Raw genomic sequence first — 20,637 nt, 5'->3', positions numbered from 1 at the left:
TATTGCATAGGCATAATACTCCTAATTCAAAAATATAATAAGTTTTGTACCGAGCTTTAGCAGATACAATATTGATGCTATTGGAGGAGTAAATATGTTTATATAACCGCTTCAAAGAACATGTCGTCAATGACAAGAAGAAAATGTACAAGCGCGGTAGTCAATGGGTTGTTGCTTCAGCGTTTGTCGTACTTTTTGGCAGGACAACTTTAGGCGTTGCCAATGTAACGCTTTCTAAAAATGGAAATGCAAGTCAAAAGGCACCTGTAGCCCTGCAAAGTCAGCAAAATGAATCGCGGGCATCAAAAGTAGCAACTCCTCAGTCAGTGCAGGGGCAACCGCAACAGGAAGAGCTGGATAATACGGTAGCTAGCTCGGCAGCAGTGCAGAATACGGCCAAAGCGGGTTCAAGTTCAGCGGCTGCTACATAAGCTGCTGCAAGTGCGGGCAGCTCATCATCTTCCAGCGCTTCGAGTTCGTCAGCCTCAAGTATAGGCAGTTCTGCTTCCTCAAGCGCGTCCAGCTCATCGGCCTCAAGTACAGGCAGTTCAGCATCTTCTAGTGCCTCAAGTTCATCAGCCTCAAGTGCAGGTGCCACAGCATCATCAAGCACTTCCGGCTCCTCAACTTCAAGTGCTGCCGTGGCACCACTAGGAACCACTCAGTCAACCAATCCACAACCTATGAGTCGGATGGCCCAGAAGAATGGCAAGCACGCTTATCCAGCTACAGGTGAAGGGCAAACGGGTCTTCTTTTAGCCGAAGCCGGTGCCGCTATCATCGCTGTTCTTGGGTTCGCTGGCGTTCGTAAAGCGCGTCATGCAAAGTAATTGATATTAGCCTGCTAAACATGTGGGATGATTAGCAGGCGAGACAATTATGATGAAAAAATGGCTTTTATACTCTCGCTTGTGAGAGTGCTATTGCAAGGTTTTGGTAGTTAGAGATAAGGGTAGACACATCGGAGAAATCGGCGCAGCATGAACAGACCGAAAGACGATATTATTTCAGTTTTATGGTCTTCAAAAAAGTGCTGGATTCTTTCATATAGGTCAGTCGTAAGGAAACCAGGAATCAACGGATCGTGGGGGTCTCGTTATTCCTATCATCCAAATGTGAGGCAGACTGGCGATGAAAGAACACCTAAACAGAGGGTTCAATCGCTGTGGGAGTGGTTGCTCAGCGTCTAGTCGCCATTTAAAATATAAAAAAGGTCACAGAACTAAGTTTATCGATGGCCTTAAGTAGTCAGTTTGCATTTTTATTAGCGAGCTGGCTATTTTTTGGAAAAGTAACGTCAAGAATGATGGAAGGCTCGCCCAAATTTATAGTGAAGAAGAAAGGTCAGAAAAATTGCTAGGTACTTTGCAGTATGATGATCGGATTATCTTAGGGAAGACAGTTGCTTTCTGGACACATAAAAAGCCGCCTCACCTGCAGATGAGACGGCTTTTGGTATAGTAACCATCAATCAAAATCTGGCATTTGTTTTTGGTTGGAGGCTACTGAGGTTTGTATAGAACAAGTTCTCCTGCAAACGTGCTTGTTCTTCTTCGTGGGGATCGCGTGGTGCGGCGATCAAGTGCTCAACGCGTTTAAAAGTATGTTTGAACAATGACATTTAAAACATCTCCCCTTTGGTTGCTCCTGTTTACAAGTCTATTGTAGTTCAACCGGTCAAAAATTCAATTGGTATAAGGGGTGTGAAAACGAATTCATTTCAAAAAGTTTACGAAAATGTTTCATATGTCACATGGCTTCACAAACTATCATGTTTTAAACGTATGCTGCTCGTAGGTTTTGCGGGCAAGAAGGTTACTTAGTGTCCGTCTGATTTTGGATTTTTTCCAGTTGTCGATATTGATCAGTCATCCAAGTGCGGTAGTTTTTTCCTTTAGGCAGTGTCTCGGTGACGTTCAGAACAGGTACCTTGTTTTCCTTGGCTAGCTTAATGAAACTATCGATGGTTTTTGAACTGGCTTGGCTATTGTTGACGAAGAAGGCGATTTTCTTTTCTTTGATGTCGGTTTCAATCGCATGGATATCTTTGGCGCTGTAATCAGTACCTTCTTCAGTTGCCTGGGCAAAATGACGGTTGTTGATTTTGTAGCCCAGATAATTGAGGGCATAGCCAAAGACGGGTTCGGACACATCGACTTTTTGACCATGAACATTTTGCTTGAGCTTGGTAATTAAGGCATTGAGGGAGTTAAGCGAGGCGATGTATTTCTTGGCATTGGCTTTAAAAATCGCCTTTTTTGCCGGCTTTTCTTTGGCAAATTTGCTGGCTAACGCATTGGCAAGTTTAGGCATGGTGCGTGGATCATACCAGATGTGTTCATTATCGCCTTCATGTTTAGCCATCAGATCATCAGCAACGCGTAAATACTGTTTGGATTTGTTTTCCGACTTGATTAGCTTATCCATCCAGCCATCATAACCGATGCCATTAGCGATGATTAAATCAGCTGTGGCCACTTGTTTGCCGACTTGGGTGGTTGGTTCATAGTCATGCGGATCAATGGCAGGATTGTCGATAATGGACGTGACTTGTACTTGCTTGCCGCCAACCGCTTTGGCAACTTCGCCATAAAAATCAACGGTTGCGACGACTTGGATCTTTTCATGTTTTCCTGATGATTTGGTATTCGTACTGCATGCGGTAGCAACTGTTGTTAGTAGTAGCAGACTGATGACTGTTAATAACCGTTTTAACATAACTGAATCTCCTCGTTTAACCGTAATGATGACGCGTTTAAGCGTAGCGTACTGGCGATATTGACGCAAGCTAAAAGATGCCATATTGATGACTAATCGTAGGAAACGCTAATCTGGCATAATATATCCATTTGTATAAGATTGAAAAATATTGAAAACATGATGCCGGTAGTTCTGGGACTATTTTTGATGGTCATGAAGTCATGGTGAACTTTTTATCCAAAAGCATCTGCAATCATATTTGTCATTTGCGGTGACTTGTTTGACGCTGTATCACGCCTGTGGTTGAATGAACTTAATGAAGAATGGTTGTGAACAGTTTGATCGAGGGGGAATTGTGTTGCGAAAATGGCTATTGATCACTGTAATCTGTTTGACAATGGTCGGGGCCACCGGTTGTCAGTCCAAGGCGTCTAAATCGTCACAGGATGCGGGGTCAACGATGATTAAAACAAATCACTATACCAAAAACGACCTGCAAAAGCGGTACACGCGCATTTCTGATATTGTCATGAAAACGATGACAAAAGTATCGTTGCAAAGTGATAGTAAGGAAATTAGCAAGACAGCCAAAAAAGGGCTTGGGCAATTGGATGATATTCGCCTCGAATTAGCAAACAATAAAACAGAGGACGGTTTAACCAAAGCCTTGACTAATTACAATAAGCTTGGCAGCGAGCTCTTAACCAGCGCAATAAATAATGATGCGAAAACTTATCAGGCTAACGGTCAAGGCTTCTTCAAACAGGCCGTGAGTGTCGGTGAAAAGTATTTTGGCGATCAAATTCCCCAATCAATTCGCAATTTTGCCAACAATCAACAAGCTGTCACAACTGAAAGTAGTAAATAGCGTCGAACTGCCAAAACGGTTTGACTAGTAAAAAAATTTCATCCTCATGTGCCGGTGATGCTTTTTGTAGAGCGGTCACGCTAATGAAGATGAAATTTTTTTGTGGTGGAAAAACTTCACGCTAAGATTAATAGAAGGAAGGTTTATCGCCTTGCGTATGCGGCTGGTCAACGCCAAGCGATTCACCGATGTGTTGATGCGGATGATTGATTAAGTTAACAACCAGATCAGCAATACTACTTCGGGAGACTTCTGTGCCTTTGAAGGGTTCCCCTTTTTGCGTGAGTTCATAACTTACAATGGCTTTATTGGATAGCCAAGCAGGGCGAATAATGGTGTAGGCTAAGTCGGAATTTTCGATGACTTTAGCCGCTGCAGCATAGGTTTCAAGGTAACCGCCGTCTAACATCTTATGGTTCCAGCGACCAAATGCACCTGGCACTTCATCGTAAATACCAAGTGTTGAAATCCAAATTAAGCGTTTGATGTGATTGGCATCCATCGCTTTGACGACCGACTTGGCTTGATCCTCAATCCCTGAGTTCCCTAAGTTGGCGTAAACAAGATCACTACCGCTCATTGCTTTTGTCAGTTTGTCCGTATCAGTGACATCACCGTCGTAAACCGTTTCTCGTTGGCGGTCAACATCAGTGATGCGCTTGGCATGGCGTAAAAACAAGTTGAGATGATGCTGAGTTTCTTTTAGCAAGCGGTGGCGCACCAAGGTCGCAATTTGGCCGTGTGCTCCTAGAATCATCACATTTGCCATACTCATCTTCCTTTCTTGTGCCGACTCTAGTGTAACACTTCCGATTTAAAACGCCTGGGGCCACTTACACTCCGGTCTCTAACCGCGCCGGGTCGCGCTCACTAAAAAAAGTCCGCAATTTGCGGACTTTTCCTGACCAGACTGTTCGATGCTTTTGACTCGAACTTATGGTTTGTTGGGGCATCAATGCTAAACCATTGATGGATTTTTTCGGTACAGGGTGAGTGATACCGAGGTAAAGGGAAGTGTAACAAACCCTTGTGGTCAGACGAGTTTGATTACTTACTGCTTGTTGTTGCTTGATTTTGGATCTTTTCGAGTTGTTGGTATTGGCTCATCATCCATGTGCGATAGTTTTTGCCTTTAGGAAGTGTTTCGGTGACATTCAAAACTGGCACGTTATTTTGCTTGGCAAGTTTAACAAGGCGTGAAACGGTTTTAGATGTCGCTTGAATGTTGTTAACGAAAAAGGCGATTTTCTTTTCCTTGATGTCGGTTTCAATACCATGAATATCCTTGGCGCTGTAATCGGTACCTTCTTCGGTTGAGTTAGAAAAGTGGGCGTCGTTGATCTTGTAGCCTAGGTAATCTAAGGCATAACCGAAGACTGGTTCCGAGACGTCAACAAGTTGACCGTTTGCGTTTGATTTGAGTTTATTAACAAGTGCATTGAGGTCATCTAATGAAGCGATGTATTTCTTTGCGTTGGCTTTGAACTTGGCTTTATTGGCCGGGTCTTTTTTGGCAAATTTATCCGCCAGCGCATTTGCCAGTTTTGGCATTGTCCGCGGATCATACCAGATATGTTCGTTGTCGCCTTCCTTTTTGTTCATCAGATCATCGGCAACTCTTAAGTAGTTTTTCGATTTGTTTTCCGATTTAACGACTTTGTCCATCCAGCCGTCATAGCCGATACCACTGGCAATGACGAAATCGGATGTTGCAACTGCTTTGCCGACTTTGGTGGTTGGCTCATAATCATGCGGATCAACAGCTGGATTGTTAATCACCGACTGAACTGCGACCTTATCACCGCCAACTGCTTTGGCAACCTCACCATAAAAATCGACGCTAGCCACTACCTGAATTTTATCGTTGCTAGCGCTGGATTGCTTTGCGGCACCATTATTGCCACACGCGACTGCAAAAACTGCTAAGAGTGCGACACTGATACCTGCAAGTAATCGTTTCATCATAAATACCCGCTTCCTTCCAAAACGTAATCATTACGATTTAAACTCTAAAGCAAAAAAACCGGCTTGACAAGTCTTTTTTTGAATTGGGTCAAAGAAGCGTTCGTCCTGAAAAAGTTATTGACAGTCAAAACAGCTGCATGATACGGTTAAATTCGTCATTAAGCGTAATGATTACGATTTAAAGGGAGAGGGAAATTTTGGAAAAAACGGATTTAGCAAGTGCGCGGCGCCGGATGAAGAGTCCCAACATTAAAACGCGCAAACGAGCATTAAAAATTCTACACGATGCGAAGCGCAAGCAGCAAAAATCCAGATAAGCGTTCGTATACGCCTATTGTCGGTGTCGGAAAATAGGTCGGTTAATGAGATGGCTCGTCACATTTTATAGAAAGAGGAAGCTTATGGCCAAAAAGTCAAAAATTGCCAAGGCAAAACGGCAAGAGAAGTTAGTTCAACAATATGCAGCAAAACGCGCAGAACTGAAAGCAAAAGGCGATTATATCGGACTCAGCAAATTGCCACGTGACTCCAGCCCAGTACGATTACATCATCGCGACGCTTTAGATGGTCGTCCGCACGCGTATATGCGTAAATTTGGCATCTCGCGACTTAATTTTCGCGAGTTGGCACACAAAGGCCAGATTCCCGGTGTTCGTAAAGCCAGTTGGTAATACGTACGCAGAAAAAATAACAACCGGCCTTTTAAAAAGTTGCGACTGATTTGTGACTTAAATAACGGGAAGATAAACAAAGGCCTATGAGTAATTAATGAAATTACTCATAGGTCTTTTTATAGTCTCAAATAAGTTCCAATAACTGCATGCGATTACATTTTTTGATTTATCGGGGTTTATAAGTATGACTTGAGACGGACACGATAAAGCGTTGGTGGCCAAGATGTACCGCGTATAAAAATTTTAAGTATGCCTTAAAAAACACTTGCCAGTCTTCCTTCTTTTCTGTAAGCTTAGGGTGAAAGCGAATTAGGTCACCCTAAAATTGGAGGTTCTTATGTTAACAGTCAAGAACCTGACCGTTGCCTACGCTGACACACCGGTGTTTGCTGATGTTGCCGTTCATTTTAACGCAGGTAAGATCACCGGAATCATTGGGCCTAACGGAGCAGGTAAATCGACCTTGATCAAAGCTATTCTAGGTTTGATCAAGGTTCAATCAGGGAAGGTCGACTTTTCCGGCCGCACCCTCAAGGAAGTGCAACAGGCGATTGCTTATGTCGAGCAGCGCAAGGATTTGGATCTGACTTTTCCAATTAACGTGTTAGATCTTGTGCTGACTGGCACCTATGGACGTCTGGGGTTGTTGAAGAGCCCCGGTAAAAAAGAGCGTCAGGCGGCACTTGAAGCGCTGGAACAAGTCGGGTTGGAGGATTTCACCAAACGCCAGATCAGTCAGCTATCAGGCGGCCAGCTACAGCGCGTGTTTGTGGCGCGTGCCATTGTGCAGCAGGCTGACATCATGATCCTGGACGAGCCATTTGTCGGTATTGACATGAAGAGCGAGCAGGAAATCATGGCCATTTTGAATCAGTGGCGCGATGCCGGAAAAACACTGATTGTCGTTCATCACGATTTAAATAAAGTTTCAAATTATTTTGATGAACTTGTGGTGATGAACCACGGCATTATTGCTGAAGGACCGGTCGAAGAAGTGTATACGGCTCAAAATATCGAACGGGCATTTTCGGCCGATCTTTCCAACGTGCTGTTTGCAACCAAGGAAGGGGCGAGCGTATGAGTTCATTAGCTGAATTTTTCACCGCGTTAGGAAAATATGATTTCCTCCAAAGTGCGTTAATTACTGCCATCATGGTAGGGATCATGTCCGGTTTGATTGGTAGCTTCATTATTTTGCGCGGCATGTCGTTGATGGGGGATGCAATTTCCCATGCGGTGCTTCCGGGCGTTGCCGTTGCTTATATGCTGGGTGTCAACGTCATGATTGGGGCTTCGGTGTTTGGCATTATCGCGGCGCTGTTGATCGGTTTTGTTGCGGCAAATAGTAAGATCAAAACCGATACCTCAATCGGCGTGGTGTTCAGTGCGTTTTATGCGCTCGGATTCATTTTGATTTCGATGGCAGAAAGCGCTACGAACTTGCATCATATTCTGTTTGGTAATATTTTGGCGGTCAGCGATAGTGATATTATGACCACCGCGGTTGTGTTAGGGATTGTCATCTTGTTCGTGGTGTTGTTCTATAAGGAATTGTTGATCACATCGTTTGATAATACCTTTGCTAAAACTTATGGGTTGAATACCACTGCGATTCATTACGCGTTGATGCTGGTTTTAACCTTGGTAACTGTTTCGGCCTTGCAGACGGTGGGGATCATTTTGGTCGTTGCTATGCTGATCACGCCTGCTGCCACTGCTTTCTTATGGACGGATCGGCTTGAAACCATGCTCGTGATGGCAGCAAGCGTCGGGGTCATTTCGTCTATCACCGGGTTGTATTTCAGCTTCACCTTTAACTGGGCATCCGGTCCGGCAATTGTGCTCGTAGCGGCGGTATTGTTCGCCATCTCGTTCGTCTTTTCACCAAAACAGGCATTCTTTAGTTTCAGTAAGCGTCAGCGGACCAAAACAGCCGCGACGACTCAAACCGCGGAGGAAGTTATTCGATGAAGAAGATTTTAATTACTGTAGGTGCTTTAATTGTGATGGTCGGTGGTGTCTTTTGGTTCATTAACAGTCGGAGTACGGCTCAAAAAGATTCAGCAAGCACGAATCAAACGTTGCGGGTGGTCACAACCAATTCGATTTTGGAGGATATGGTTCAAAATGTCGGCGGCGAGCGGATCAAGCTGTACAGTATTGTTAAACGCGGCACGGATCCGCATGAGTATGAACCGCGCCCAACCGATGTGGCGGCAACCAGTGAAGCCGATGTTGTGTTTCATAATGGTTTGAACCTTGAAACCGGTGGTAATGGCTGGTTTAAGAAGTTGGTTAAGACGTCGCACAAGGAATTTGATAAGGATGTTTTTGCCGCAAGTAAAGGTGTGACCGCGCAACACTTGACGACCAACACCAAAGAACAGGATCCGCACGCTTGGCTGGACTTAGCTAATGGCATCCAGTATGTTAAGACGATTACCAAGGTGCTCAAACAAAAAGATGCCAAAAACGCTGCTTATTATCAGAAGAATAGCGATCGATACGTTGCCAAGTTGCAAAAACTGCATGAAACCGCGCAGTCACGCTTCCTCGATATTCCGGAAAAGCAACGCGTGTTAGTGACGTCAGAAGGGGCCTTTAAGTACTTTTCCAAGGCTTATCATGTGACCCCGGCATACATTTGGGAAATCAACACTGAATCTCAAGGAACACCAGAACAGATGCAGACGGTTTTAGCTAAGATTCGTGCATCCGAAGTGAAACATCTATTCGTGGAAACCTCGGTCTCACCGAAGTCCATGAATAAAGTGGCCAAAGAGACCGGGTTGTCGATTTACTCGAAGATTTTCACGGACTCGCTGGCAGCTAAGGGGACTCAAGGCGATACGTATTATACGATGATGAAGTGGAACCTTGATAAGATTCACGATGGATTGGCAGGCTAGTTTTAAGGATCAGTATGAAAAGAAACAAGGTATATCCTTATACACATTGAAGTGTAAAGGAATATACCTTGTTTTTTTCTCGAAAATGAGTCATTGACCGTGTTGCTTACCTCGGGCGACATGATCTGCGTGGGCGAGCATGGCATCAATGACCGCAATAATGTGGGGGTCGTCGAGTTGATAATAATTAGCTTTGCCGACACGTTTTGCACTAACGAGTTGGTGCTTGCGTAAGAGCGCTAACTGGTGGGAGACAACGGATTGCTCAACGCCTAATAATTCACTAAGCTTGCTGACGTTGAGCACTTGTTGTTCGAGTAATTTCAGCATCTGCAATCGGGTCGGATTACTGAGCAGTTTGAAAATACGCTCAGCTTCGGCAAGCTTGGCCGATTCAACCAACCTTAGCGTCGTAGCAGTCATTAACGGTTTCCTCTTTTCCATTGATGAACGAATAATAATCAAAGTGATACAAATGACCTTAAAGCAAGACGTCTTTTCATTCAAGGCGCTTTGCTCTAAGGTCATTTTTCCGGAAAGATTTATTCTTCGTTTTCGCTGTGGCTCAAGCCGGTTTGCAGTGCTTTCCAGCCTTCACTGGCAACAAAATAAACTAAAATCAACGCTGCAACCGAATCGGCCCACCACCAATTAAATAGCCAAGTTAACAAGCTACCGATCAAAACAGTAGCCGCCATGTAGGCACAGGTGATATTGCACATGCCGTCTTCGATAAGTGCTGGAGAATTAAGCTTGTGACCAAGATGCCGTTTTCTAAGTGTCAAAAATGGCATCACAATAATAGACGCGATGGCAATACCGATACCGCTCATACTACTTTCAGCGGCTGCGTGCGTCACAAGATTGAAACCTGAAACCCCGATGACGTATAAGCTCAGCAGTAACAGCACGCAGCCGACCACAAGACTTGAGCGTTGTTCTGCACGGGCGACTGCCGAAGCACTTGCACCGTTACTTTCTGTTTTCAGCCGCCAGATTAAAGTGGCACCGGAAATAATTTCCAGAAAACTATCCAGCCCAAACGCAATTAACAGAATCGACCCTGCTTGAAATCCTGACCAGAAGCCGATCAAAAATTCAAACGCCATCCAGCCAGTAGAAAAATATTCAACTCGAATGGCGGTTGTCATATCAGCGTTTTTGGCGATGACAAATGGTTTCATCTTGCTGCCTCACTCTTTGTTTATTTGCTAACATATGGTATTCCAAACATATGTTAATGTCAACATAAAAGAAAGGTGAGGTAGACGGACAATCAGCATCAAGTCTGCTTAAAGATCAATGCTGCGTGGCATGGTGATGCGTTTCATGGTCGGCTTGATACGCATTTACCAATCCCGAGATTGCATCAAGTGACATGATAATGCCCATCAGCCACATGGCAGCCATGTTATGCATGGTGGCAATTAATACCAGCAACACAACATTAAGTGCCAACATCAACCAGCCCATGGATTTTGACATCATTTTCATCTTCCTCCCTTCTTTTTACGAAGCACCTACTTTAGATTAATTCCAAATTACGTTTATGGCAACCCTAAAAAGTGCTAGAATTTGAAGCGAGGGGGGAACGATGATGAAAACCTATACCGACTATTTCTTTGATGAGCCGGCGTTTGACTTGCATGATGGCGGTTATGTGCCACTTGAAGTAAGCGATGCGCCAGCCAAACCCTTAAATGTGCCGCCGTTGCTAAAACCTGATAAAGAAACGGCAACCGATGTGTATTACACCGTCACGGCACAAGCGGGGGAGACACAGTTGCTTCCCGGTGCAAAGACAAAAACATGGGGTTATAATGCTAGCTTGCTTGGGCAAACGATTGTCTATCGCCGCGGCCAGCATGTTCATGTGACACTGAAAAACACCTTGCCTGAACTGACAACTTTCCACTGGCATGGTGCTAATGTAAGTGGCCCTTATGTGGATGGTGGGTGCCATGCGCCGGTTTATCCGGGCGAAAGTAAGCAAATTGATTTCACCTTGGATCAACCGGCGGCAACATTGTGGCTGCATGCCCACCCGTGTCCTTCAACTGCCGAGCAGGTCTGGCACGGTTTGGCAGCAATGGTCATTGTTAAGGATCAGCATGAAGAAAGCTTGCCATTACCACACAATTACGGGGTTGACGACATTCCGGTGATTTTGCAGGATCGCCGGTTCCATGAGCAGAATCAGTGGAATTATCGGACTGATTATGATCCGGATGGTGTTGCTGGTCCGACCGCGATGATTAATGGCACCATTAATCCTTATTTCGATGTGACTACCCAGAAAGTTCGGTTACGGTTTTTAGATGGCGCTAATCGCAGGGAGTGGCGGCTGCATTTTTCCGATGATTTGCCGTTTACCCAAATCGGCGGTGATGGTTCGTTGTTGCCGGAACCGGTGGCCTTGACGCATTTGATGCTGACGTGTGCTGAACGGGCAGAAGTCATTGTCGATTTTGGTCAGTGTCATGAAGGCGATGTGGTCACGCTTTACACCGATAATGTGCCTTTGCTGAAGTTTCGGATTCATGCTTTCAAGCCGGATCACACGCAATTGCCGGACAAGCTCTTTACGGTGAAGGCACCTGCAGTTGATCCTGCGTTGCCAGTTCGCCATGTGGTGATGCAAGGAATGGATGAAAGTGTCGCGATTGACGGTAAAAAGTTTGCCATGCAGCGAATTGATGCGACTCAACCGATTGGCAAAGCTCAGTATTGGGATGTTACCAACAGTAATGCTGCGCCCGGGATGGTTCATCCGTTTCATGTGCACGGCACGCAATTTTTGATTTTGTCCCGTAACGGGCATGCGCCTTATCCAAATGAGCATGGATTTAAAGATACAGTTGGCGTTAATCCAGGTGAAACAGTTCGGCTGTTAGTGCGCTTTGATTTACCGGGAGTTTACATGTATCACTGTCACATTATTGAACATGAAGATGGTGGCATGATGGCGCAAATCGAAACGTTTGATCCGACGAAGCCGAAACAGGAATACAAACTAATGGACATGGATACACTGATGACAGCCTTAGCGAAGGAACGTGGGGTCAAACCATCTGAATTATGGATGGGCGGTATGCAGTCGTATGAAAAAATGGGTATGAAAATGTGAGGCACCAAAAATCAAATAGAAATCGATGATGTTATGAATGGTACAACGATTAAACATCGCGGCGCTTTTGTCGCAACTTTGCTGACAGGAACGTTTTCGATGTCAATTTCGCAATCTTCTTTGAGTACGGCCTATCCGGCTTTTATGAAGGCATTTGGTTTGGGCGCGGATACGGTCGCGTGGCTGACGACGGGATTTATGCTGGTCATGACGCTGATGATTCCGGTGAGTCCGTGGCTGTTGCATAATGTCCCGTTTCAGCGGCTTTTTCAGGCAATTGAGCTGATTTTTGCAGTTGGGACGGCTTTATGTATCTGGGCGCCAAGCTTTGCGGTTTTGATGATTGGTCGGTTACTTGAGGCGGTTGCCGTCGGGATTATTTTCCCTAGTTTCCAGACAGTGCTGCTGACGATTACGCCGCACAGTGAACGCGGTAAAGTGATGGGAACAGCCGGCTTGGTAATGGGATCGGCGCTGGCGGTGGGCCCGATTATTTCAGGGGTCTTGTTGACGTGGTTTCCATGGCAAGCGTTATTCCTATTCTTCCTAATTGTTTCAGTGCTTGTACTGGCAGTTTCGACTGTCACGATTACCTCGGTGATGCCGCTGGAACAGACCCGGTTAGACTGGGTTTCGTTTATCTTGTCGGCGAGCTTTCCGATCTTGCTATATGCTTTAAGTGCGTGGTCAAAACAAGGCCTGCGCGTCGGGGTGATTAGTTTGTTGATCGTTGGGGTTTTGGCAGGCGGTATCTTCGTGATTCGGCAATTGAATCGCCAACCACCGATGCTGCAAATGCGGGTTTTTGCAACCGGTATGTTCACCAAAGCGGTCTTCTTAACCGGCATTTCTTACATCGGTTTGATTGTTACGACGATTCTGATGCCGTTGTATTTTCAAACCCTGCTAGGTCTTTCGCCGTTAGTTTCCGGCCTGTCACTTGTGCCAGCAGCCGTCTTACTGAGTTTACTTAATCCGGTTAGTGGACGCTTGCTTGATCGCTTTGGTCCGCGGCTGGTCGCGATGATCGGGATGGTTCTGATTACAGGCGGTTTTGGTTTACTGGCGATTTTTGCTCGTCATCTGCCGTTGCTAGGTGCGATTGTGTTAGCGATGGCAACAGAAGCAGGGAATGCCTTTGTGATGATGCCTTCTGTGACGGCTGGCGCGAATGCCTTGCCAAATGAACTGGTGGCCGATGGAACCGCGGTTACCACAACGGCCCGACAGTTATTTGGCTCAGCCGGCGTGATGTTTGCGACAGTATTGTTGGACAACATGCAGGTGACGTTAAATAGCCACGCTGGCGGCTTTGCAGTTACCTTTGCTGTCTTTGCCGGCGTGGGCTTAGTTGGGCTATTGCTGGCCTTGACATTGCCAAAAGCGGTTGAACAAAAGCATTAAAAGAACGGGTCATTGGGTGAAAACGTCACAACAATGGCTCGCTTTTTATGTATTTTGCAAGTGATTCTCATAGAAGACCAGAAAAGCATTGAAGGCCACCGTTTGATCAGATTATTCATCATTACCCAAAAATAAATAGTGTCAACAGTGTAACGGCAGGGGTTTTAGTAATTCCAGCGACACCAAAACGCCGCCTATCTTTTCTTCGGATAGGCGGCGTTTTGCTGCAACTAAGCTGCTTGACTGGATGACTTAGCCGCAACTGATCGGGAGAGGAGCAGCATCGCGACTAGGAAAGGAGGTAACGCGGTTGCTCAGTCAACGAAAATCAGTTCAATTTCGGAATCAGCCGGTTTGACATTGACTGACAAATGACGGTTGAGGTCGGCAACCAGTTTGCGTGCAAAAGCCATTTTCTCATCGAAATCAGTCATATGTGAGGTGAAAGGAACACTTTGATAATCGTAATTTTCACCGATGAATCCGGGGTCGGTGACATAACGCAAATTATTTTGGTCATGACGACTGCCCGGTTTTAAGACGGCATCCAAGTACTGATACAAGATTGCCGGCTCGTAGTTCAGCGGTTTCTCAAGGGTGGTGGTAATCTTATAGCCATTTGCTTCGCCGGCAAATTCTTCATTAATTTGGACTTGTGTGAGACCTTGATACAATTTCAAAACGATCAGCTCCTCTTCTTTTCACTTCCAGTATACCAGTTGTCGGCTTATTTAAAAGAGAAATTTTAGGATTGCCTGAAATATTTTAAGGCGAAAGAATCGGCACAGCATCACGGAACATTAATTCAGAGATCGCCTTCGAAAGCCCAAAAAGCCCGATAAACTGGTGGATGATGAACCAGTTTATCGGACTTTTTGTATACGCATAAGGTTTGTTAGGGAAACCTTACTTATAGTCTTACCATTGTTAATGCCAAAAGAAAAGAAAAAGTTTAGGCTGTCCAAACATTATTTACTGATTTTTGTGGTGGATTGAAACGCATCGTGGCCGTGAAGCCGTTGCCAGCGCAGGCGGATGATTTTGTCGATTTCAGTCACGATCAAAATCACAGAACCGGCTAGAACAGCAATGCCCCATTCACGCCACGACATCGAAGCAGTTTGGAAGATTTCCTGCATAAAAGGAACATAAGTCAGGAAGCATTGCAATCCTAACATGATGCCGATAATCGCAAACGCCATGGGATTGCTAAAGAGATTTTTTGAAAGAGCCAGTGTGTTTGTGCGGATGTTAAAGAGATAGAAGATTTTTCCTAAGACAATCATGTTCACCATCATGGTGCTTGCGGTGACGCGGTCGGTTAAGTGGTTGGCTGTCAACCAGTCGAACGCCCACAACCCGATACCGGCGATCATCATGGCCACATAAGCAATTTGAAAGACATCATGTTTGTGCATCATTGACGCATTTTTCTTACGTGGTGGCCGCTCCATCGTGCCAGCTTCGGCAGGTTCGAAGATGAAGGCAAATTGAATGGTGATGGCACTGACCATGTTAATCCACAACAGCTGACTGGCACGTAATGGCATCGCTTGTTGAGTCAGAATGGTGAAAACGATCACCAGTCCTTCGGCAAAAGAGGTCGGTAATAGGAACAAAATGCTTTTCTTGATGTTTTGGTAAATGCGGCGTCCTTGAGCGATGGCGGTTTCCATGCGGGCAAAGCGGTCATCGGTGAGCACCATGTCGGCCGCATCTTTGGCAACATCGGTCCCGGATTGACCCATGGCAACCCCGACGTCAGATTTTTTAAGTGCAGGCGCGTCATTGACCCCATCGCCGACCATGGCGGTGACGTTTCCGGCATCCTGTAAGACAGAGACAATCGTGAGTTTGTCCTTTGGCGTGGTCCGGGCAAAGACATCGGCATTGAGGATCATCTGGCGTTGCTTTTCTTCCGGCAGTGCTGCTAGTTGCGTGCCGGTGACGGCTGTAGGCGAATCGGCCATGCCTAGTTTTTTGGCGATGGCTAGCGCGGTCTCGGGGTGATCGCCGGTGATCATTTTGACTTTGACACCGGCGCGCCGCATTTGCTTGATCGCCGAAATCACTGACTCGCGTGGCGGATCAATAATCGCGGTCAGTCCTAGAAAATCGAGTCCTTGCTTCAATAATGCTGGCGTGATTTCGCTAGTATCATCTGGAACGATTTTCTGAGCAACGGCAATAACGCGTTGCCCTTCCGTACTGAATTGGCTGGTTAACTTTAAATAGTGGGATTGATCAAAGTCGGGATGAGCCGCCGCAACAAGCGGTAACAACTTATCCGGAGAACCTTTTACAAACAGACGGGTGTGGCCATCCGCGCATTTTGCTAATTTGGCCATGTAACGATTGTTGGAATCAAACGGCATCAAGTCACGTTCGGTGTTAGCGGGTTCTTCCTTGAAGGCTTTGTAGTAGGCAGTGAGGAAAGCACCATCAGTAGGTTCACCGTTGATGACATAGCGGCCGTCTTCTTGGTGCAATTCAGTGTCATTGGCTTCAAATCCAGCGGTTAGCAATGCAGTTAAATCCGGATGGTTTGCTGGCTCGATAGCTTTTTTGGCAATGGTGAACTGCCCTTTAGGGGTGTAGCCTGAGCCGCTTACCTGATAAGTGGCCTGTGGCGTGATGACGGTGGTAATGGTCATCTCGTTTTTGGTTAGCGTACCGGTTTTGTCGGTACAGATAACATCGACTGAGCCTAAAGTTTCCGCAGCAGGCAAGGTTTTGACAATGACGTGTTGCTTTTTTGCCATATTGGAAACACCCATTGCCAGGATAACGGATGTGGTGGCGGGCAGACCTTCTGGCATTGAACCAACGACCATGGTGACGATGGCAAGGGCTAAGACAGGCAGACTGTATTTACCGATGATCAGGCCGAAGATAAATAGTAAGACCGCTGCTGCGATAATGGCGTACGAAATTCCTTTACCGATACCGTCAATTTCGCGCATCATCGGCGAGCGGCCTTTACGTACGTCCGAAACCGCCTGGGAAATCTTACCGAACTCAGTATCGTGGCCCGTTGCAACCACGATGCCAATACCACTACCGCCTGCAACCGCTGTCGAGGCAAACGCCATATTGCTTTGATCGGCAAGTGGTGTGTCTGCTGGCAGGATATCAGTCGTTTTGATGACCGAATTTGCTTCCCTGGTCAGGACAGCTTCTTGAATCGTTAAGTTGTCAATATCAACGAGGCGTAAATCGGCGGGAACATTATCGCCGGCCTCCAGAAAAACAACATCGCCGACAACCAAATCGGCACTGGGAATATCAAGACGTTCGCCGTCACGATAAACAGTTGCTTCAGGGGCCAGCATTTTTTTGATTTTTTCAAGTGAATCGCTGGCATTACTTTCCTGATAGTATCCAATAATCGCATTGACGATAATCACCAAAACAATAACCGAGGTATCAGTGACATCGCCAATGACAGTGGTTAGGATTGCGGCAATGATCAGGATATAAATGATTAAATTGTTGAACTGCCGCAGAAAGATCAGCCACTTTGGCGTTGGATGCGATTCGATGGCATTCGGGCCATTGGCTTCTAAGCGTTTAGCGGCCTCTGTTTTAGAGAGACCGTGGTCAAGGGACGGGACCTGCAACATTTGCTGCAGATCCTTGATACTGTGCGCTGTTGCTGGCGGTTGCGAGTCGGGAACTTCTTCCATAAGTGATTCCTCATTTCGTGATATAAATTTTTTGGTACTACCTTTATCATATGGTATGCCTAAACCGGTTGCAATCAATTTGCGATTTCAATTTAATGCGAGCTAAAAAAGCGTTTATCTTTTATATCGGGATTATGATGACCTAATGCTTTGAAACGGTTTTCTGAAAGCAATCGGCTGTAAGCGTGATTAGCTATTGCCGTGAATCGGGCACTGCTTAGGCATTTTGAAACAATGGACACTTTACAAATTAGTCACTGAAAATACAATTAATTTTCATAAAATAGTTGACGATATCAGCTTCAAGGCATATCCTAAGAAAGGATTAAGTTAGGGAGACCTAAAAGACCTTGTTCCCCAGGGACTTAACTTTTTTCAAGATGAAAGGGGAGACATATTGTGAGTGATGATCACAAGAAGAAACATTCCATGAAGCTCATTCAATACGCGAACGGGCCGTCATTGGAAGAAATTAACGGTACAGTTGAGGTGCCACACGGGAAAGGCTTTTGGCGAACGCTATTTGCTTATTCCGGACCAGGAGCATTGGTTGCCGTTGGTTACATGGATCCAGGGAATTGGTCCACGTCCATCACCGGTGGTCAAAACTTCCAGTACTTACTGATTTCCGTTATTCTAATGTCAAGTTTGATTGCGATGCTGTTGCAGTACATGGCAGCTAAACTTGGCATTGTGAGTCAAATGGATCTTGCCCAAGCGATTCGTGCAAGAACGTCGAAGAAGCTTGGGATTGTCTTGTGGATTTTGACTGAGTTAGCGATTATGGCGACTGATATTGCCGAAGTTATCGGTGCCGCTATTGCGCTTTATCTTCTGTTCCATATTCCACTTGTTATTGCGGTACTGGTCACGGTCCTCGATGTTCTGGTATTACTGTTGTTGACCAAGATTGGGTTCCGAAAAATCGAAGCTATTGTTGTTGCTCTTATTCTTGTCATTTTACTGGTCTTCGTTTATCAAGTTGCTTTGTCGGATCCTAATATGGGGGCTTTGCTTAAAGGCTTCATTCCAACTGGCGAAACATTTGCAAGTTCACCGTCAGTCAACGGTATGAGTCCAATTCAAGGGGCTTTGGGAATCATCGGGGCGACGGTTATGCCACATAACCTGTATCTGCATAGTGCGATTTCTCAAACTCGTAAAATTGATCATAAAGATCCGGAAGATGTTGCTCAAGCCGTTAAGTTTTCAGCATGGGACTCCAACATTCAGTTGACTTTTGCCTTTGTTGTTAACTGCTTGCTGCTTGTTATGGGGGTTGCGGTCTTCAAGAGCGGTGCTGTTAAAGATCCTTCCTTCTTCGGTTTGTTCCAGGCATTGTCTGATTCTTCCACACTGAGTAACGGTGTTTTGATTGCGGTTGCCAAGTCCGGTATTTTATCTATCCTGTTTGCGGTTGCGTTGTTGGCATCAGGTCAAAACTCAACCATTACCGGTACGTTAACAGGGCAGGTTATCATGGAAGGCTTCATTCATATGAAGATGCCACTGTGGGCTCGGCGCTTGGTTACTCGTGTTATCTCCGTTATCCCGGTTATCGTCTGCGTTATGTTGACTGCTCGGGAAACGCCGATTCAGCAACATGAGGCGCTCAATACATTAATGAACAACTCACAGGTCTTCTTGGCCTTCGCGTTGCCATTCTCAATGTTACCGCTGCTAATGTTTACGAATAGTAAGGTTGAAATGGGCGATCGGTTCAAGAACACTGGCTGGGTTAAAGTGCTCGGTTGGGTTTCCGTTATCGGTTTAACTTATCTGAACCTGAAAGGTCTGCCAGATTCAATCGCCGGATTCTTCGGTGATAATCCAACGGCCGCACAAACCAACATTGCTAATATGATCGCTTACGTTCTGATTGCAGCTGTTTTGGCCCTCTTGGCATGGACAATTTGGGATCTGTATAAAGGTAATAAGCGTTATGAAGCTCATCTTGAAGCTGTAGCCGATGAAGAAGAGGCGAAAGCAAATGATGACGTACAATAGTCTTGTCGCGTCTTTGGTGATGAGTTGCGATGGGATCGAGGAGTCAGAAGGCTACGATCCGTGGTTATTCGCAATTCTTGGATTGGAAAATGAGCAATCTAAGGTACACCAAAACAAGTAAGATAATTGTTGGCCATTGTTGTATATGTTAAAAAAGCCGCTTTGATCAGCTCAACATGATCAAGGCGACTTTTTTGTAAGCGCGAGCCGGCGCGGTTAGGGATCGGAGTGTAAGTGGCCTCAGGCGCAATGGCCGGTCTTTGGCCATTGCGCCTGAGGTCCTTACACGCAGATCCCTGCGCCGGGGAGCGCGTTATGGGCATAAGCCAGAACATAAGTGGCCTTAAGCGTGATGGCCCGCACTTGGCCATTGCGCTTAAGGTCCTTACACGCAGACTTCTGCGCCGGGGAGTGCGTTATGGGCATAAGCCAGAACATAAGCGGCCTTAAGCGTGATGGCTGGGCTTTGGCCATTGCGCTTAAGGTCCTTACACGCAGACTTCTGCTCCAGCAAACGCGTGACGGTCATCAGCGATGAAAGTGGGGATGAGATGGCACATTTAAGTGAGGTTATGACTCAAGCTGTACCAACTGAAACAGCGACCGGATTATCGCAGCATGCGACTGATTTACTGATCGGACTCATGTATGCGGATCGGCTGGATTCTGAGAGTAACACCAAGAAGCGGAAAATATTCCGTGGTGGTCGACCATTTTTTGAGCGCTATGGACAAATTGCAGGGGTAGAGCATCGGGGTAAATTGAAAAAAGCACGGCGGGAGCTTGAACTGAACGGCGCCTTGGATTGTGCGCAACCAGGGGATAAGTCCTATCAATTAACGCAGACGCCATGGCAGATTTTTAAACAATTCAACGGGATGATGGCCTCGCCGGTTCAAGTGAGTCGAACCTACGATGTTAAATCCTTTAGCGAGCTATTAAAGCGCAGCAGTCTTGCTCGTAAAAATTTCCCATTGAATACGGAAGGGGCAGTTATGCTGCAAACTGATACTTTTGGTAGTGAACAACCCTTGATGTATGCTGTTTCGCCAGCAACTTATCACCGGTTGACTGAAGCCGAAGCAAGGATGAAAACAACGGTACCAGACACCCGTCAGCGACTGGTTAACGTTCAGGCTTGGTCAATTGATCCGGCATTGATTAGCGGTTGGCTGCACGCTGGCCTACCCACCCCGCAAGCCGATCCGATTCACCAATATTTAGCGGCTTTATCATCTTCATCGCTTCAATTTCAAAAAGACGCGGCACGGCTGGTTGCGGCAGTGCTTCACTGAAC

The 20,637-nt window shown here is 45.9% G+C and carries 22 protein-coding genes; 13 read left to right on the top strand and 9 right to left on the bottom strand.

Annotation, left to right across the window (positions count from 1 at the left end; genetic code table 11):
- Nucleotides 1-92: 92 nt before the first annotated feature.
- Nucleotides 93-431, top strand: a complete 339-nt coding sequence (locus tag ACWP87_RS02995) for a KxYKxGKxW signal peptide domain-containing protein (RefSeq protein WP_263850166.1) — start codon at nucleotides 93-95, stop codon at nucleotides 429-431.
- Here ACWP87_RS02995 and ACWP87_RS02990 read toward each other — a convergent pair.
- Nucleotides 320-613: a hypothetical protein gene (locus ACWP87_RS02990; protein ID WP_015765056.1), complete on the bottom strand. Its 294-nt coding sequence runs from the start codon at nucleotides 611-613 to the stop codon at nucleotides 320-322. The two genes, ACWP87_RS02995 and ACWP87_RS02990, sit on opposite strands and share 112 nt — an antisense overlap.
- 28 nt (nucleotides 614-641) lie before the next feature.
- Here ACWP87_RS02990 and ACWP87_RS02985 point away from each other — a divergent pair, with 28 nt between their 5' ends.
- Nucleotides 642-830 (top strand): LPXTG cell wall anchor domain-containing protein, encoded by a 189-nt coding sequence (locus tag ACWP87_RS02985; RefSeq protein ID WP_127817612.1) that lies wholly within the window; start codon nucleotides 642-644, stop codon nucleotides 828-830.
- 985 nt (nucleotides 831-1,815) lie between these two features.
- Here ACWP87_RS02985 and ACWP87_RS02980 read toward each other — a convergent pair.
- Nucleotides 1,816-2,718 carry a metal ABC transporter solute-binding protein, Zn/Mn family gene (locus ACWP87_RS02980; RefSeq protein ID WP_014570106.1) on the bottom strand — a complete coding sequence of 301 codons (903 nt, stop codon included), beginning with the start codon at nucleotides 2,716-2,718 and terminating at the stop codon, nucleotides 1,816-1,818.
- 340 nt (nucleotides 2,719-3,058) lie between these two features.
- On the opposite strand from ACWP87_RS02980, the gene ACWP87_RS02975 reads away from it, so the two are divergent.
- The gene (locus tag ACWP87_RS02975) at nucleotides 3,059-3,568 is read left to right on the top strand and encodes a hypothetical protein (RefSeq protein WP_015765054.1); all 510 of its coding nucleotides are present in this window, start codon (nucleotides 3,059-3,061) and stop codon (nucleotides 3,566-3,568) included.
- A 127-nt stretch (nucleotides 3,569-3,695) separates the two neighbouring features.
- On the opposite strand, the gene ACWP87_RS02970 is transcribed toward ACWP87_RS02975, so the two are convergent.
- Nucleotides 3,696-4,337 carry an SDR family oxidoreductase gene (locus ACWP87_RS02970; RefSeq protein ID WP_014570104.1) on the bottom strand — a complete coding sequence of 214 codons (642 nt, stop codon included), beginning with the start codon at nucleotides 4,335-4,337 and terminating at the stop codon, nucleotides 3,696-3,698.
- Nucleotides 4,338-4,615: 278 nt separating this feature from the next.
- Nucleotides 4,616-5,533, bottom strand: a complete 918-nt coding sequence (locus tag ACWP87_RS02965; RefSeq protein ID WP_014570103.1) for a metal ABC transporter solute-binding protein, Zn/Mn family — start codon at nucleotides 5,531-5,533, stop codon at nucleotides 4,616-4,618.
- Nucleotides 5,534-5,730: 197 nt separating this feature from the next.
- Here ACWP87_RS02965 and ACWP87_RS02960 point away from each other — a divergent pair, with 197 nt between their 5' ends.
- From ACWP87_RS02960 to ACWP87_RS02940, 5 genes are all read left to right on the top strand, one after another.
- The gene (locus tag ACWP87_RS02960; RefSeq protein ID WP_005686796.1) at nucleotides 5,731-5,850 is read left to right on the top strand and encodes a putative metal homeostasis protein; all 120 of its coding nucleotides are present in this window, start codon (nucleotides 5,731-5,733) and stop codon (nucleotides 5,848-5,850) included.
- Between the two features lie 84 nt (nucleotides 5,851-5,934).
- Complete coding sequence (gene rpsN / locus ACWP87_RS02955) at nucleotides 5,935-6,204, top strand: 30S ribosomal protein S14 (protein ID WP_005686799.1); 270 nt, start codon at nucleotides 5,935-5,937, stop codon at nucleotides 6,202-6,204.
- A 340-nt stretch (nucleotides 6,205-6,544) separates the two neighbouring features.
- The gene (locus tag ACWP87_RS02950) at nucleotides 6,545-7,288 is read left to right on the top strand and encodes a metal ABC transporter ATP-binding protein (protein ID WP_005711178.1); all 744 of its coding nucleotides are present in this window, start codon (nucleotides 6,545-6,547) and stop codon (nucleotides 7,286-7,288) included.
- Nucleotides 7,285-8,178, top strand: coding sequence for a metal ABC transporter permease (locus tag ACWP87_RS02945; RefSeq protein ID WP_005686804.1), 894 nt, complete (start codon nucleotides 7,285-7,287; stop codon nucleotides 8,176-8,178). The genes ACWP87_RS02950 and ACWP87_RS02945 overlap by 4 nt, the downstream gene beginning before the upstream one ends.
- Nucleotides 8,175-9,116, top strand: coding sequence for a metal ABC transporter solute-binding protein, Zn/Mn family (locus tag ACWP87_RS02940; RefSeq protein ID WP_014570102.1), 942 nt, complete (start codon nucleotides 8,175-8,177; stop codon nucleotides 9,114-9,116). Before ACWP87_RS02945 ends, ACWP87_RS02940 begins: the two co-directional genes overlap by 4 nt.
- Before the next feature lie 90 nt (nucleotides 9,117-9,206).
- On the opposite strand, the gene ACWP87_RS02935 is transcribed toward ACWP87_RS02940, so the two are convergent.
- From ACWP87_RS02935 to ACWP87_RS02925, 3 genes are all read right to left on the bottom strand, one after another.
- Nucleotides 9,207-9,539 carry an ArsR/SmtB family transcription factor gene (locus tag ACWP87_RS02935; protein WP_005686809.1) on the bottom strand — a complete coding sequence of 111 codons (333 nt, stop codon included), beginning with the start codon at nucleotides 9,537-9,539 and terminating at the stop codon, nucleotides 9,207-9,209.
- Between the two features lie 119 nt (nucleotides 9,540-9,658).
- The gene (locus tag ACWP87_RS02930) at nucleotides 9,659-10,300 is read right to left on the bottom strand and encodes a cation efflux transmembrane domain-containing protein (RefSeq protein ID WP_014570101.1); all 642 of its coding nucleotides are present in this window, start codon (nucleotides 10,298-10,300) and stop codon (nucleotides 9,659-9,661) included.
- Between the two features lie 115 nt (nucleotides 10,301-10,415).
- Nucleotides 10,416-10,610: a hypothetical protein gene (locus tag ACWP87_RS02925; RefSeq protein ID WP_005692195.1), complete on the bottom strand. Its 195-nt coding sequence runs from the start codon at nucleotides 10,608-10,610 to the stop codon at nucleotides 10,416-10,418.
- 103 nt (nucleotides 10,611-10,713) lie between these two features.
- Between ACWP87_RS02925 and ACWP87_RS02920 the strand changes: the two genes are divergently transcribed.
- On the top strand, nucleotides 10,714-12,243 hold the full coding sequence (locus tag ACWP87_RS02920) for a multicopper oxidase family protein (protein WP_015765053.1): 1,530 nt from the start codon (nucleotides 10,714-10,716) through the stop codon (nucleotides 12,241-12,243).
- 33 nt (nucleotides 12,244-12,276) lie between these two features.
- On the top strand, nucleotides 12,277-13,647 hold the full coding sequence (locus ACWP87_RS02915) for an MFS transporter (RefSeq protein WP_014570099.1): 1,371 nt from the start codon (nucleotides 12,277-12,279) through the stop codon (nucleotides 13,645-13,647).
- A gap of 314 nt (nucleotides 13,648-13,961) precedes the next feature.
- Here ACWP87_RS02915 and ACWP87_RS02910 read toward each other — a convergent pair whose 3' ends face one another.
- Nucleotides 13,962-14,327 carry a hypothetical protein gene (locus ACWP87_RS02910; RefSeq protein ID WP_005686819.1) on the bottom strand — a complete coding sequence of 122 codons (366 nt, stop codon included), beginning with the start codon at nucleotides 14,325-14,327 and terminating at the stop codon, nucleotides 13,962-13,964.
- Between the two features lie 288 nt (nucleotides 14,328-14,615).
- Nucleotides 14,616-17,333: an HAD-IC family P-type ATPase gene (locus tag ACWP87_RS02905; protein WP_014570098.1), complete on the bottom strand. Its 2,718-nt coding sequence runs from the start codon at nucleotides 17,331-17,333 to the stop codon at nucleotides 14,616-14,618.
- Nucleotides 17,334-17,732: 399 nt separating this feature from the next.
- On the opposite strand from ACWP87_RS02905, the gene ACWP87_RS02900 reads away from it, so the two are divergent.
- From ACWP87_RS02900 to ACWP87_RS02890, 3 genes are all read left to right on the top strand, one after another.
- Complete coding sequence (locus tag ACWP87_RS02900) at nucleotides 17,733-19,340, top strand: Nramp family divalent metal transporter (protein WP_005686822.1); 1,608 nt, start codon at nucleotides 17,733-17,735, stop codon at nucleotides 19,338-19,340.
- The gene (locus ACWP87_RS02895) at nucleotides 19,324-19,461 is read left to right on the top strand and encodes a hypothetical protein (RefSeq protein ID WP_005686824.1); all 138 of its coding nucleotides are present in this window, start codon (nucleotides 19,324-19,326) and stop codon (nucleotides 19,459-19,461) included. Before ACWP87_RS02900 ends, ACWP87_RS02895 begins: the two co-directional genes overlap by 17 nt.
- Nucleotides 19,462-19,891: 430 nt before the next feature.
- Nucleotides 19,892-20,635 carry a hypothetical protein gene (locus ACWP87_RS02890; RefSeq protein WP_014570095.1) on the top strand — a complete coding sequence of 248 codons (744 nt, stop codon included), beginning with the start codon at nucleotides 19,892-19,894 and terminating at the stop codon, nucleotides 20,633-20,635.
- Nucleotides 20,636-20,637: the final 2 nt, after the last annotated feature.

The organism is Lacticaseibacillus sp. 22, from assembly GCF_055413445.1.
Note: the sequence above shows the minus strand (reverse complement) of the source record. Positions and strands in the feature narration are given on the sequence as shown.

Coding starts and splice junctions, on each gene's coding strand:
- ACWP87_RS02890 (WP_014570095.1), top strand. CDS start 19,892: ATGGCACATTTAAGTGAGGTTATGACTCAAGCTGTACCAACTGAAACA.
- ACWP87_RS02940 (WP_014570102.1), top strand. CDS start 8,175: ATGAAGAAGATTTTAATTACTGTAGGTGCTTTAATTGTGATGGTCGGT.
- ACWP87_RS02950 (WP_005711178.1), top strand. CDS start 6,545: ATGTTAACAGTCAAGAACCTGACCGTTGCCTACGCTGACACACCGGTG.
- ACWP87_RS02895 (WP_005686824.1), top strand. CDS start 19,324: ATGATGACGTACAATAGTCTTGTCGCGTCTTTGGTGATGAGTTGCGAT.
- ACWP87_RS02945 (WP_005686804.1), top strand. CDS start 7,285: ATGAGTTCATTAGCTGAATTTTTCACCGCGTTAGGAAAATATGATTTC.
- ACWP87_RS02930 (WP_014570101.1), bottom strand. CDS start 10,300: ATGAAACCATTTGTCATCGCCAAAAACGCTGATATGACAACCGCCATT.
- ACWP87_RS02920 (WP_015765053.1), top strand. CDS start 10,714: ATGAAAACCTATACCGACTATTTCTTTGATGAGCCGGCGTTTGACTTG.
- ACWP87_RS02925 (WP_005692195.1), bottom strand. CDS start 10,610: ATGAAAATGATGTCAAAATCCATGGGCTGGTTGATGTTGGCACTTAAT.
- ACWP87_RS02970 (WP_014570104.1), bottom strand. CDS start 4,337: ATGGCAAATGTGATGATTCTAGGAGCACACGGCCAAATTGCGACCTTG.
- ACWP87_RS02905 (WP_014570098.1), bottom strand. CDS start 17,333: ATGGAAGAAGTTCCCGACTCGCAACCGCCAGCAACAGCGCACAGTATC.
- ACWP87_RS02965 (WP_014570103.1), bottom strand. CDS start 5,533: ATGATGAAACGATTACTTGCAGGTATCAGTGTCGCACTCTTAGCAGTT.
- ACWP87_RS02980 (WP_014570106.1), bottom strand. CDS start 2,718: ATGTTAAAACGGTTATTAACAGTCATCAGTCTGCTACTACTAACAACA.
- rpsN (WP_005686799.1), top strand. CDS start 5,935: ATGGCCAAAAAGTCAAAAATTGCCAAGGCAAAACGGCAAGAGAAGTTA.
- ACWP87_RS02915 (WP_014570099.1), top strand. CDS start 12,277: ATGAATGGTACAACGATTAAACATCGCGGCGCTTTTGTCGCAACTTTG.
- ACWP87_RS02935 (WP_005686809.1), bottom strand. CDS start 9,539: ATGACTGCTACGACGCTAAGGTTGGTTGAATCGGCCAAGCTTGCCGAA.